The organism is Clostridium thermarum, from assembly GCF_006351925.1.
Classification (GTDB): domain Bacteria; phylum Bacillota; class Clostridia; order Clostridiales; family Clostridiaceae; genus Clostridium_AU; species Clostridium_AU thermarum.
Map to the genome: position 1 here is coordinate 1,401,695 of NZ_CP040924.1, position 12,862 is coordinate 1,414,556.

A 12,862-nucleotide genomic window follows, 5' to 3' on the forward strand; every position below is an offset into this window, starting at 1 on the left:
TTAGAGCTATGCTCTAGGCCTTTTTGCTTAGTAAATAGTGCGTACTAAGTAAGATAAAATTGACATTTGATAATTATAAATAAAAATTATTTTTTAAAAAATAATAAAAAACTCTTTTAATATTTGTCTATTAGGGGTAGAATTATACCATGAAGCTTAAAGGAGGTGAATTCGTATCTTATTAATTTATAGGATGCGGAGCTGGTATGTTGTTTGATGAAAGATTACACGACGGATGTTGTGATGATGAAGGCTGTGGATGCGGACATGACCATGATCATGAGCATGATCATGAAGGTTGTGGCTGTGGACATGACCATGGTCCTATGATAGTTGATTTAGAGGACGAAGAAGGAAATGTTGTTTCCTGTGAAGTGGTTGATGGATTTGAATATAAAGACAATGAATATGTATTAGTTCAGAATCCTGATGACGGCTCAGTTTATCTATTTAAGGTAGTAGGCGAGGGTGACGAAGGAGAATTAGTAGTTCCAGAGGACTCTGAGTTCGAAGAAGTTACAGCTTATTATCAAAGTCTATCTCAAGGAGAATAATTAAAAGGGCCTCAGGGCCTTTTTTTTATAGGAGGATTTACCTGTGGTAAGGTTAGGAATTTTTGATATAGATTATACCATAACTAGCAAGGAAACGCTTGTAGAGTTTTATAAGTTCATGTTAAAGAAAAAGCCAAGGCTGTTAAAGCATTTACCTTCTACTTTAGGACATGGTCTCCTGTATGTAACCAAGAGAATTGAACTAAAGGAAGCTAAACAAGCGTTTTTATCCTTTGTAAGCGGTATTCATGAAGATGAAATGAATAAGTTGGTTAGTGAATTTTATGAAAAGAGGTTGTGCAAAATATTCTATAGTGATGCCATAGATATGATTAAAAAGCTCAAAGCTGAGGGGTGTCTGATCTATTTGATATCCGCCTCTGCCGAGTTCTACTTAAAGGAATTCTACAGAATTCCGGAGGTTGATATGGTAATAGGAACAAGATACAAGGTCAATGATAAGCTACATACGTGTACAATGGAGGGTGAAAATTGCAAAGGGGAGGAGAAGGTAAAAAGGTTAATGCAGGATTTACAAGAAAAAAAACTGGATATAGACTTTAAAAACTCCTATATGTTTTCAGACTCCTTATCGGATTTACCAATGCTAAACTTAGTTGGTAATCCATATTTAATAAACTTTAAAAAAGGTCACGATAGTATAAAAATATTAAACTGGAAATAGAGGTGTTAAGAATGAATGAGTGTAACAGCAAGTTTTTGATAAAAAATGGAGAGGCTGTAAAAGGGGAAGAATTCTCCGATGAAGAAATCAAGATAGGAAGATCCATATATGAAGTCATAAGAGTTATTGACGGTGTACCTCTTTTTTTAGAACAGCATCTAGACAGGTTTCATAACACCGCAAGCTTAATAGGCGAGAATATGCTGCTCAGTGATGAAGAGATAAAAGTAAATATGAGAAAGCTGATAGAAGAGGAAAAAAGATTCAACGGAAATATTAAGCTTGTATTCAACTACAGGGAGAACAAAAGAGATTATTATATATATTTTTTAAAACACACTTATCCTACAGCAGAGATGTATGCAGAGGGTGTGGATACAATACTTTATCATGGAGAACGTGCAAATCCCAATGCAAAGGTTATAAATGCAGACTTTAGGAAAAAGGTGGATGCAGCTATAGAGGGATGTAAAGTATTTGAAGCTATCTTGGTAGACAGAGATGGTTATATAACAGAAGGAAGTAAATCAAACATATTTATGGTTCACAGTGGAAGAATAATTACTTCACCTGTGGAAGCAGTTTTGCCAGGTATAACAAGAAACATTATAATTGAGCTTATTGAAAACGCTGGTATACCTTTCTCAGAAGAAAGATATCACTTTGAAAAAATCGGAGCCCTGGAAGGACTATTTATTTCAGGTACTTCGCCAAAGGTATTGCCTATAAAAAGGGTAGATAATTATAACTTCGACTCAGCTGACCATGAGCTGATAAAAAAAGTTAAAAAACTTTTTGACGAAAAAATTGCAAATTACATTTCAGAGAATAAACTTTAATACTTTTTTAAAAATAACTTGAATAAATATCAAAAACTTATAAAATAAATTAAAGATAAATAGGAATTTGACGATAATTAAATATAGTTCAGTAATTATACAAAAAAATGTAATATTCTTTTGTTTATTAGAGAAATTTTTGGTATACTAATTCTAATAACACTTTGTTTTTACTAAGGGGGTATTTGATGGGAGTTAGGACTTATAGAGGTAATTCTCTGGAAGAATGTTTGAAATTAGCCTGCTCTGAAATGAATATATCTCAAGAGAAACTGGAATACAAAATCATCGAAGAAAAGAAGGGCATATTTAAGAAATCAGTAACTATTTCCGTTGAAGAAATTGTGCGGCCTGTTGAAAATAAGAATGGCAAAGTCTTTGTTGTAGACGGCAAAGTCTATATTAAAGACCCCTTAGAAGGGGGAAGGCCTGCAACGGTACGAGCTGGACAAGGTGTCTGCTTAGTAGTTAACGGGGAGAGGGTAGAAAATACCGTTTCTGTTTATGCGAAGGATGAGATTTCCTGTCTTTTTGATGAAAATGAAAGCAAAAGACTTTTGGATATAAGCGTCAGCGAGGATAGGTTAGAAGCTTTTCTCACCATTAAATATATACCTTTAGTAAAGTATCGGTTAAAAAATATTGATGAAACAGATAATGCTGTATTGGAAAAGGAAAGCTATGAAACCATAATGCCTCCGCAATTCACTGCAGATGAAATCAGAACTGAAATCTCAAAACTTGGAATTAAGTTTGGTATTCAGGAGGAGGAGTTAAGGCAGCATTTAAAGGCAAATACAGAAGAAAAATTTATCATAGCAAAGGGTATACCGCCCATCCATGATGTTGAGGATATAATAAGTTACAAATTTCAAAACGGCAAGAACCAATTAAATGTAGATGATAACAATTACAAAAAAATTGACTATAAGAATTTGAATCTTATCGCCTGTGTAAAAAAAGGCGATATAATTGCGGAAAGGGTACCCGGAACCACTGGTAAGAACGGAACCGATATCTATGGTAACGTAGTGAAGAGAAGAGAAGCAAAGAAAAAACTCTTAAGAGTGGGAAACGGTTGTGAACTTAGGGATGAAAACACTGTAGTTGCTCTTATTGACGGAAGGCCCTGCGTAAAAAGCGGTGTGCTCCATGTAAATGAAAATTACGAAGTGCATGGGGATGTAAACATAAAAAACGGTAACGTAAAATTTGTCGGTGACGTAAAAGTTTATGGTAAGGTTCTAGAGGGTATGCTGGTGGAAGCCGGTGGTTCAGTTGAAATAGAAAACAGTGTAGAAAATGCAAGAGTCATAGCCTGTGGGGATATTGTCATAAAGGGCAATATCATTACATCTAAGATAGAGGCCGGAGGTAAGGACGTAATCAACCTGAGAAGGATTAATGAGTTGGAGGAATTTATTAAACAAATAAAAGCTCTTGAAGATACTGTGGCTGAGATAAAGAAGTTTAACCTCTTAGGTTATAACAGATCAGATGGAGAAATTATAAAAATCCTATTGGAAACTAAATTTAAGTTCATGACCAAAACCTGTATCAGTATAATAAAGGATTCAGTCTACGATGAAGCTGATGGGGTGAATAAAGTAATTTTGCTGATCAGAGGGATGCTGGTAGGAACTTCTCCACTGTCTATAATAAATTATGGACAGCTTGAGGATTTGGTGGCAGCGGCTAGAGAAAAGGTTGAGGAACTTAAACAAAAATTGGCTGTTCCTGTAAATCTGGTAATTCCCTATTGTCAAGATAGCAGTATAAGCAGTTCCGGCGACATTATCATCACCGGGATGGGAGAATATGTTTCTAAAATTACTGCCAATAATTCAGTTACTTTTGCACATGACAATGCTGTGGCAAGAGGCGGTGAAATTTATGCTGGTAAGGAAATCCGCTGTAAGACCGTTGGAAGCAATGGTGGAGTAGCAACAAGACTGGCTGTAGAGGAAGATGGGCACATATGGATAAATACTGCATATCAGAATACTATATTAGTAGTAGGCGGAAAAGAATGGGTCTTAGATATACCTTACAAAAATGTACATGCATTTCAAGGCAGCAATGGTGAACTGAATATCGAAAAGTTAAAGTTATAGGGGGGTAACATATGGATAAAGAAATTAAAATTTTGATTTTCTTGGTAAACGGTGAATATTATGCTACAGATATTATGGAGGTTGAACGAATAAGCAGTTATCAAACTCCCACTAAGCTACCTGATTCACCGGCCTTTATAGAGGGCGTAATCAATCATGAAGGCTATATACTGCCCATCATGAATCTGTATAAACGATTTAATTTAAATAATTCATATATAGGACAAGAGTCCAAGATAATTGTAGCTAAAGAAAATAAGGGCAGAATAGGTATCATTGTTGATTTGGTTTCTGAAGTTAGGGATGTTAAATTAAGTGATATAGAACCGGCCCCGGAGGTTGTAGCTGGAATTTCTAAAAGGTATATAAAGGGTTTAATTAAGTTGGAAGATAAAATCGTTGTATTTTTAAATTTATCAACGATTTTAACGGAGGAAGAGAAGGAAGACTTACTGTAAGGTGGATTATATGGAGATAAAAGAAATTAGAGTAGGCATAGCAGATTTGAATGTTGCAGCTTCTCCGGATAAGTTAATTACTGTTGGATTAGGTTCCTGTGTGGGAATTGCTCTTTATGACCAACAGCTTCGTATAGGTGGGTTAGCCCATATTATGCTACCGGACAGCACACAATTTAATAATGTGACAAATCCTTTCAAATTTGCAGATCTTGCGGTGCCTTTGCTTTTGGAAAGACTGCAGAAAATGGGAGCAAATCCAAGAAATCTGAAGGCAAAAATTGCTGGTGGCGCTTCAATGTTTAGCTTTTCTGATAAGAGCATGATCATGGATATTGGCGCCAGAAATTGCAGTGCTGTGAAAACAGCTTTACAAAAATTAAATATTCCCCTTTTGGCGGAAGATGTAGGCGGTAACAGAGGTAGAACTATGATATTGAATACACATAGCGGATTGGTTCAAATTAGGACGGTGGGACTACCGGCAGCAGAGATATGATGGGGGGATGAATTTGATTAAGGTATTAGTAGTAGACGACTCAGCTTTGATGAGAAAAATTATATCGGATATGATAAATTCGCAGGCAGATATGAAAGTTGTTGACACTGCAAGAAACGGTGAAGATTTACTTAGTAAGGTTCAAAAAGTTCAGCCCGACGTTATAACTTTAGATGTAGAAATGCCTATCATGGGAGGCATACAGGCATTACAGGAATTAAAGCGAAGAAACATAGATATACCGGTAATTGTACTCAGTAGTGTGTCTTCTAGAGATACATCTTCTACCATGGAGTGTTTAGAAGCTGGGGCTTTTGATTTTATATCTAAGCCCTCAGGACAAATAAGCTTAGACATTGATAAGGTAAAGGGTAATCTTATAGAGAGAATTAAACTTGCATTTGATAAGGGCAAGAGACTTTCTTTTGAAGGTAATAAATATGCTGGGTCACCTAATGGCCTTGAAAAAAATAAAAGAAGGATAGATAAAAAAACAGTAAGGATTAGGCCGGAAGCTGTAGTTATAGGAGCTTCTACCGGCGGACCCAAAGCTTTGTATACAGTGATAACTGCCTTACCTGCAAATATAGGAGTACCAATATTCGTGGTACAGCATATGCCGGCAGGGTTTACAAAGGCTTTTGCAGATAGATTAAACGCCAATAGCGATCTTACTGTAGTTGAAGCAGGAAATGGTCAGTATATAGAAAAGAATACTGTATATGTGGCCCCTGGCGGATTTCACATGGAGCTAACAAGGGATAAGAGGATAGAGCTTAACAAAGAACCGGCAATATGGGGGGTTAGGCCTGCAGTGGACAAATTATTTATGACTGCAGCTGAAGTTTATGGATCTAACTTAGTAAGCATAGTTCTTACAGGTATGGGAAGAGATGGAGCTGCCGGTACTGTAGAGATAAAGAAAAAAGGTGGAATAACTATATCGGAAGATGAAAGTACGTGTACAATATATGGCATGCCTAAGGCAGCCTATGAGACAGGTATGGTGGATGAAGTTCTTCCCCTTGGAGAAATACCGGCAGAAATTGTGACATTAGTTATGGGATAGCGGAGGTAATAATGGACTTTGTAAAATTTGAACAATGGGCATTAAAAGAATTTGGGATAAATTTGTCAGCATATAAGTCTAACCAATTACACAGGAGAATATCCAGTCTAATGTCAAGACTTGGCGTAGCAAACCTGGAAGAATATGTTGCTTTACTTAAGAGGGACCCAGCACAAAGACAGAGGTTTTTAGACTTTATCACAATTAATGTAACTGAATTTTTTAGAAATCCGGAAATGTTCGAAGAGCTCCAAAGGAAAATCTCCTCAGATTTATTACCTATAAATAAAAATTTAAAAGTATGGAGTGCCGCGTGCTCTACTGGAGCTGAACCATACTCTCTGGGTATCATATTGAATGAGGTTGCGCCCTTGGGAAAACACAGCATATTAGCAACAGATATAGATGCTACAATTTTGGGGAGAGCCAAAATTGGTCAGTATACAATAAGTGATATAAAGAATGTAAAACCGGAATATTTAAAAAAGTATTTTACTGTTGAAGGAGATAAATACTTCATCAACAGCAATATAAAAGGGCTTGTAAACTTTGTAAAACACGATCTTATTCTTGACAAGTATGAAGAGAATTTTGATTTGATTGTGTGCAGAAATGTAGTAATTTACTTTAACCAGGATGTAAAAAATATGATATATGAGAAGTTTTACAAGTCTCTAAAGAAGGGTGGCATGCTTTTTGTAGGGGCCACCGAGAGTATATACAACTACAGAGAGTTTGGTTTCGAAAAGGCTTCAACCTTTATCTATAAAAAGCTATAAAGTTAGGAGGAAGTTACATGGATACACAACAGTATATGTCAATGTTTTTGGAGGAATCTATGGATAACCTACAGACATTGAACGAGTCGCTGCTTGAGCTTGAACAGAACCCTGATGATGTCAATAAAGTAAATGAAATTTTCAGAGTGGCTCATACAATAAAGGGTATGGCTGCCACCATGGGGTTCAGCCATATGGCAGAGTTGACACATAAAATGGAAGATGTCTTGTCAAAATTCAGGGAGGGGGAATTAAGCGTAAATCAAAAGGTAGTAACTGTGCTTTTTGACTGTCTTGATACTCTTGAGAACATGGTAAACAACATACAAGAAGGAAACAGCGATGATATAGATATTTCTTCGATAATAAGAGACTTGCAGGCAATTGCCGCTAATAGAATAGAAGATGAGGTGCCGAGCAAAGAGGCAGAGCTTGAACAGACTAATGAGCTACAGCATGAAGTTAGCAGAGTGCAGTTAAACGAGTATGATATTAACATAGTCAAAGAGGCCAACTACAGAGGCTACAATGTATTTGAAATAAACGTTATTCTCAGTGAAAATACTCTGTTGAAGTCTGCCAGAGCATTTTTAGTGTTTAAGAGCCTTGAAGAACACGGTGAGATCATAAAGTCTGTACCCGGGACAGAAGAACTAGAAAATGAGAACTTTGACTTTGAGATAAAGTTAATATATGTTACTTCAAAGGATCAAAACAGTATATATGAATCCCTGATGGGAATTTCAGAGGTGGATAAGGTTATAGTTATGCCTTTGGAAGCTTCTAAAGTGAAGGCTGCTGCTCAACAGCCACAAAATGAGACGAGAGTAGCTCAAGAGATGAAGGTACAGGAGCCTGTTCAAAAGGCTGAACCTAAGGCAGCTACACCTGAAAAGAAGGCTGCAAGTGTTGAAAAAGAAGGCGCAGTAACCCATAAGAAAGCCCATCAATCTGTAAGAGTAGACCTTGAGAGATTGGATAGGTTTATGAATATGGTTTCTGAGCTGGTTATACACAGAACGAGGCTTGAGCAGATCAGTCAAAATCACAAGCTCACAGAATTGAATGAAACCTTAGAACAGGTTGCCAGAACTACATCTGATTTACAGGACTTAGTAATGAAGATCAGAATGCTTCCTCTGGAAATAGTATTTAACAGATTCCCAAGACTTATCAGAGACCTGTCCGTTGAATTAGGTAAGGAAATTGATTTTATTATAAAGGGTGCCGATACAGAGTTAGATAGAACAGTTATTGACGAAATCGGAGAACCGCTGATTCATCTTATAAGAAATGCCGCAGACCACGGTATAGAGACTAAAGAGGAGAGAATCAAAAGGGGTAAAAATCCTGTTGGAACAATTAAATTAGTGGCTTATCAGGAAGGCACCAAGGCTGTAATAAGAGTGGAGGATGACGGAAACGGCATAGACATAGAAAAAGTCAGAAGAAAAGCAGAAAAGTCAGGTATAAACACTGAGGGGATGTCAGAAAATGATATTAGAAATTTAATCTTTGCTCAGGGTTTTAGTACAAGCGAGACAGTAACAGACATCTCAGGAAGAGGAGTTGGGATGGATGTTGTTAAGACAAAGATTAACTCTCTTGGTGGTACCGTAGATGTTATAAGTGAAATGGGTAAAGGATCAGCTTTTGTGATAAAGCTGCCACTAACTTTACAGATTATTCAGGCCCTTCTTGTGAAGGTTGGCTCCGAGACTATGGCTATATCCTTAGGTTATATAGATAGAGTTATCGATTTTGATGAGTCAATGGTTAAGAAGTCTAATAATAGAGAAGTAATACTATACAGGGGAAATGTAATTCCTTTTGTAAGAGTAAATCAAAAGCTTGGAATCCATAGTGATGAAAGCAAAAATAAATTTATTGTTATTGCACAGATTGGTGATAAGACTGCAGGTTTATTGGTTGATTCATTGCTTGGCCAGCAGGAAATTGTTATTAAGCCTCTGGGTAAAACCCTGCAGGGCTTAAAAGAATACATCGGCGCCACTATACTGGGTGATGGTTTGGTTACACTAATACTTGATGCAGCAGCCTTAATATAGGTTACTTAAACCAAGGAGGGTAGAGCATGAGCAATATTGAATTTAATGCCTTGCAGCTAGATGCCTTAGCTGAGGTAGGAAATATCGGAGCGGGGAATGCGGCTACTGCATTATCACAATTGATCAACAAGAAAGTTGATATGACTGTACCTTCAGTAAATATTGTTCCATTTAATGATATCTTCAACAGAAACGACGGTGAAGAACTTGTTGTAGCTGTAATAGTGAGGGTATTAGGAGATACCCCGGGAAATATTTTATTTGTGTTCGATTATGACACTGCAAATAACATGATAGAATTATTGACGGGAAAGAGGGAAGAAGAGTTTACCGAACTAGGCTATTCAGTTCTGTGCGAAGTTGGAAATATAATTTCAGGATCTTATATGAACGCAATAGCTAAGTTCACTGGCTTGTTAATTATGCCGTCGGTACCGGCTGTGGCATATGACATGGCTGGAGCCATTTTGTCAACAACTTTCATGGAGTCCGAACAGTTTGACGATCATGTGCTGGATATTGAAACTATTTTTCAAAATCAGGATGAAACTAAGATTGGTGGACACTTCTACTATGTTCCAAAGCCGGGCTCATTGGAAAAAATATTAAATTCATTAGGTATAAATTAATTATAAAAATTACTTTAAACGTAATTTAGAGGAGGATAAAAAATGGCTAGAGTATTAATCGTAGATGATGCTGCATTTATGAGAATGATGATAAAGGATATATTGGAAAAGAATGGTTTCGAAGTTATCGGTGAAGCTAATAATGGTGTTAAGGCTGTAGAAATGTATAAAAAGGAAAGACCTGATGTGGTTACCATGGATATAACCATGCCGGATATGGATGGAATAGAAGCTGTAAGACAAATAAAAGCATTTGATCCTGGCGCAAAAGTTATAATGTGCAGCGCCATGGGACAGCAGACAATGGTTATGGATGCTATCCGAGCTGGGGCAAGAGACTTTATCGTTAAGCCTTTCCAGCAGGATAGAGTTCTTGAAGCCATAAGAAAAGTAATTGGATAATTAAGGCTCTGCATTAGGGTAATATTTATGTACGGGGGTGATAAATATGCAAATAATTGTTTTTAGACTTAATGATGAACAATTCGCCGTAGAAACCTCTAAGGTTCAAGGTATAAATGACATGATGCAAATTACTAAGGTACCCGGTGCTCCAAAGTATATCAAGGGGTTAATAAATTTAAGAGGTAATGTTATATCACTATTGGATTTGGAACTGCTATTGGATATAGAAAAAAAAGGATTTGAGAAAAAAAATATAATTATTCTAAGTCTTAAGGATGAATTAGTAGGAATTGCGGTAGACTCCGTCAGTGAAGTAATGGATATTACTGATAATAAATTAGAAAAGATTAAAGATAATAAGAATAAAGAATATGTAAAGAGTATTGTAAATTTAGGCGATAGAATCGTTACATTAATAGATATTGATGAATTAAAGCTAAATTAGCAAGGAAATGAGGGAAATATATGGCAGAAGTATTATCACAAAGTGAAATAGATGCTCTCTTATCTGCCTTATCCTCTGGAGAATTGCATCCGGATGAGCTTTCTAAAGAAGAAGAAAAGCAGAAGGTGAAGTTATACGACTTTAGAAGTCCCCAAAAGTTTTCTAAGGAGCATTTAAGAACTTTGGAATTAATACACGATAACTTTGCCAGAATAATTTCAAATTATCTAACGGCTCAGATTAGAACCAATGCTAAAATAAAAATTGAAACCATAGAGCAGATAACTTATGAGGAATTCATACACTCAATACCAAACCCTACGGTATTGACAATATTTAAAATGCCACCCTTAAGCGGATCTATATTGTTTGAAACAAATCCACAATTTGTATACCAGGTTATTGATATACTGCTTGGAGGCAATGGGGATAGGAAGTATAAGCTTAGAGAATTTACAGACATAGATAAAAACATAATAAAACAAGTTAATAAAGGTCTAATATCAAACTTAAGGCTTGCCTGGGAGGACATCATCAAAGTAGAACCCGAAATTGAAGGCTTAGAGACAAATCCGGCTTTGAATCAGACCTTGGCACCTAATGAGCCGGTTGCTTTGATCAGTTTCTCTGTGGAAATAGGTAAGAATACGTCTTTTATCAACATATGTATTCCTTACCTTTGTATAGAAAAGGTACTTGATAAACTGGTAGTGCAGTATTGGTTCCAACAAGCAGATGATTCTCTCCGTAAGGAATCTCAGCAAAAGCTTGAGCAGAGACTGAATATCGTGGATGTAAAATTGACGGCGGTGCTTGGAAAAGCACATATTACCATTGATGATTTCTTAAGATTAAATGTGGGAGACGTCATTCCTTTAGAAATTAAGATTACCGATGCAATTAAGGTTTTCGCTGAGGACGAAGAAGTATATTACGCACGACCGGGTATAGTGAATAAGTCTTTGGGAGTAGAGATATTAGATATTATTGATAAGGATGTGGAAAATTATGAGTAATGGATTTCTTTCACAAGAAGAAATAGATTCACTATTGAATGGTGGAGGAGCATTTTCTGCTGCAGAGGAAGAGAAAGAGGAAATTCTAACAGATTTGGAGAAAGATTTATTAGGCGAAGTGGGCAACATTTCCATGGGATCAGCTTCTACGGCACTGTCACAGATTATCAACCAACAGGTTAATATAACCACGCCAGTGGTTACTGTTACAACCTTGGAAAAGATGAAAACTGAATTTGAGGTTCCTAATATTGCACTGGAAGTCAAATATGTCAGCGGCATTTCCGGCAAGAATGTGCTGATTTTAAAAATAACCGATGCTGCTGTTATAGCTAATTTGATGATGGGCGGTGACGGGAAAGTATCCACAACTCAATTATCGGAGATAGAAGAAAGTGCAGTTTCTGAGGCCATGAATCAGATGATTGGGTCCGCTGCCACTTCTATGGCAACCATGTTTGCAAGAGAAGTAAATATCTCACCTCCAGTTGCTAATATATGGTTCGAAGATGGCAATATGATGGTAGAAGATATAGACCCTAATGAACATATAGTAAAGGTTTCATTTAGGCTGACTATCGGAGATTTGGTAGATAGCAGGATTATGCAGGTATTACCGGTTGAGACTGCTAAAAAGATAGTTTCAATAATGATGGGAGAGGAAACATCTCAGCCTGCTGCATCTGCACCAGCACCAAGCCAAAGTGCACATCAAAGCATGCCCGTTCAGCATACCGCACCAATGCAGCAGAGTATGCCCATGCAGCCAAATAACAGCTTTATGTATCAGGAGTATAATAATCCGGACTATAACAGCTATGGTTTTCAGGAAAAGCCGATTGAAAAAGCGCCGCCTGTGGAAGTACAGAAGGCACAGTTTCAACCTCTTCAGCAGCAGCCTATACAAAGTCAGCCTAAGAATATAGACCTTATATTAGATGTACCACTGGAGATATCTGTGGTATTGGGTAGAACCAAGAAAAGTATCAGGGATATACTAGCTTTAGGAACCGGTTCCTTGATAGAACTTGACAAATTGGCTGAAGAACCTGTGGAGATTCTAGTCAACGGTAAGAGAGTTGCTTATGGCGAAGTAGTAGTGGTTGATGAAAATTTTGGAGTTAGAATTACCAGCATTGTAAGTAATAGTGAAAGAATACAAAGTCTTGGCAAGTAATAGGAGCATTTACTGCTTTTAAAATGCAGTGAATGCTTCCTTTTATTTTTTATTTCGAAATATCTATCAGTATGTTAGAAGAAGTTGCTGAAGTGTATATACACGGGAATTTTTATTTGCTTCA

At 36.8% G+C, this 12,862-nt stretch carries 14 protein-coding genes; all 14 read left to right on the plus strand.

All coding sequences use genetic code 11. The features are described 5' to 3' along the window. Positions 1–206 precede the first annotated feature (206 nt). The 14 genes from FHY60_RS06170 (at position 207) to fliY (ending at position 12,738) form a co-directional block, all read left to right on the plus strand. Positions 207–554, plus strand: a complete 348-nt coding sequence (locus FHY60_RS06170; RefSeq protein WP_139904140.1) for a DUF1292 domain-containing protein — start codon at positions 207–209, stop codon at positions 552–554. A gap of 43 nt (positions 555–597) precedes the next feature. Further along, positions 598–1,239, plus strand: a complete 642-nt coding sequence (locus FHY60_RS06175; RefSeq protein ID WP_139904141.1) for an HAD-IB family hydrolase — start codon at positions 598–600, stop codon at positions 1,237–1,239. Positions 1,240–1,250: 11 nt separating this feature from the next. Further along, entirely contained in the window at positions 1,251–2,078 is an 828-nt protein-coding gene (locus tag FHY60_RS06180) for an aminotransferase class IV (RefSeq protein ID WP_139904142.1), read from the plus strand. A gap of 188 nt (positions 2,079–2,266) precedes the next feature. Continuing rightward, positions 2,267–4,192: a flagellar assembly protein A gene (locus FHY60_RS06185; protein ID WP_139904143.1), complete on the plus strand. Its 1,926-nt coding sequence runs from the start codon at positions 2,267–2,269 to the stop codon at positions 4,190–4,192. A gap of 11 nt (positions 4,193–4,203) precedes the next feature. After that, positions 4,204–4,650: a chemotaxis protein CheW gene (locus tag FHY60_RS06190; protein WP_139904144.1), complete on the plus strand. Its 447-nt coding sequence runs from the start codon at positions 4,204–4,206 to the stop codon at positions 4,648–4,650. A gap of 10 nt (positions 4,651–4,660) precedes the next feature. Then, positions 4,661–5,149, plus strand: coding sequence for a chemotaxis protein CheD (locus FHY60_RS06195; RefSeq protein WP_139904145.1), 489 nt, complete (start codon positions 4,661–4,663; stop codon positions 5,147–5,149). Between the two features lie 7 nt (positions 5,150–5,156). Continuing rightward, complete coding sequence (locus FHY60_RS06200; protein ID WP_139904146.1) at positions 5,157–6,218, plus strand: protein-glutamate methylesterase/protein-glutamine glutaminase; 1,062 nt, start codon at positions 5,157–5,159, stop codon at positions 6,216–6,218. A gap of 11 nt (positions 6,219–6,229) precedes the next feature. After that, entirely contained in the window at positions 6,230–6,997 is a 768-nt protein-coding gene (locus FHY60_RS06205; RefSeq protein WP_139904147.1) for a CheR family methyltransferase, read from the plus strand. A 17-nt stretch (positions 6,998–7,014) separates the two neighbouring features. After that, complete coding sequence (locus FHY60_RS06210) at positions 7,015–9,066, plus strand: chemotaxis protein CheA (RefSeq protein ID WP_139904148.1); 2,052 nt, start codon at positions 7,015–7,017, stop codon at positions 9,064–9,066. 26 nt (positions 9,067–9,092) lie between these two features. After that, positions 9,093–9,695, plus strand: a complete 603-nt coding sequence (locus FHY60_RS06215; protein ID WP_139904149.1) for a chemotaxis protein CheC — start codon at positions 9,093–9,095, stop codon at positions 9,693–9,695. Positions 9,696–9,737: 42 nt separating this feature from the next. Then, the gene (locus FHY60_RS06220; protein ID WP_139904150.1) at positions 9,738–10,097 is read left to right on the plus strand and encodes a response regulator; all 360 of its coding nucleotides are present in this window, start codon (positions 9,738–9,740) and stop codon (positions 10,095–10,097) included. Between the two features lie 46 nt (positions 10,098–10,143). After that, positions 10,144–10,545: a chemotaxis protein CheW gene (locus FHY60_RS06225; RefSeq protein WP_139904151.1), complete on the plus strand. Its 402-nt coding sequence runs from the start codon at positions 10,144–10,146 to the stop codon at positions 10,543–10,545. 20 nt (positions 10,546–10,565) lie between these two features. Then, on the plus strand, positions 10,566–11,561 hold the full coding sequence (gene fliM, locus FHY60_RS06230) for a flagellar motor switch protein FliM (protein WP_139904152.1): 996 nt from the start codon (positions 10,566–10,568) through the stop codon (positions 11,559–11,561). After that, a complete protein-coding gene (fliY, locus tag FHY60_RS06235) occupies positions 11,554–12,738 on the plus strand; it encodes a flagellar motor switch phosphatase FliY (RefSeq protein WP_139904153.1) in 1,185 nt (394 codons plus the stop codon). The genes fliM and fliY overlap by 8 nt, the downstream gene beginning before the upstream one ends. Positions 12,739–12,862 lie beyond the last annotated feature (124 nt).

Excerpts from the sequence above, each read along its gene's own strand:
- FHY60_RS06180 (WP_139904142.1), top strand. The coding sequence starts at position 1,251 with ATGAATGAGTGTAACAGCAAGTTTTTGATAAAAAATGGAGAGGCTGTA.
- FHY60_RS06215 (WP_139904149.1), top strand. The coding sequence starts at position 9,093 with ATGAGCAATATTGAATTTAATGCCTTGCAGCTAGATGCCTTAGCTGAG.
- FHY60_RS06190 (WP_139904144.1), top strand. The coding sequence starts at position 4,204 with ATGGATAAAGAAATTAAAATTTTGATTTTCTTGGTAAACGGTGAATAT.
- fliM (WP_139904152.1), top strand. The coding sequence starts at position 10,566 with ATGGCAGAAGTATTATCACAAAGTGAAATAGATGCTCTCTTATCTGCC.
- fliY (WP_139904153.1), top strand. The coding sequence starts at position 11,554 with ATGAGTAATGGATTTCTTTCACAAGAAGAAATAGATTCACTATTGAAT.
- FHY60_RS06200 (WP_139904146.1), top strand. The coding sequence starts at position 5,157 with ATGAATTTGATTAAGGTATTAGTAGTAGACGACTCAGCTTTGATGAGA.
- FHY60_RS06195 (WP_139904145.1), top strand. The coding sequence starts at position 4,661 with ATGGAGATAAAAGAAATTAGAGTAGGCATAGCAGATTTGAATGTTGCA.
- FHY60_RS06225 (WP_139904151.1), top strand. The coding sequence starts at position 10,144 with ATGCAAATAATTGTTTTTAGACTTAATGATGAACAATTCGCCGTAGAA.
- FHY60_RS06210 (WP_139904148.1), top strand. The coding sequence starts at position 7,015 with ATGGATACACAACAGTATATGTCAATGTTTTTGGAGGAATCTATGGAT.
- FHY60_RS06185 (WP_139904143.1), top strand. The coding sequence starts at position 2,267 with ATGGGAGTTAGGACTTATAGAGGTAATTCTCTGGAAGAATGTTTGAAA.
- FHY60_RS06220 (WP_139904150.1), top strand. The coding sequence starts at position 9,738 with ATGGCTAGAGTATTAATCGTAGATGATGCTGCATTTATGAGAATGATG.
- FHY60_RS06170 (WP_139904140.1), top strand. The coding sequence starts at position 207 with ATGTTGTTTGATGAAAGATTACACGACGGATGTTGTGATGATGAAGGC.
- FHY60_RS06205 (WP_139904147.1), top strand. The coding sequence starts at position 6,230 with ATGGACTTTGTAAAATTTGAACAATGGGCATTAAAAGAATTTGGGATA.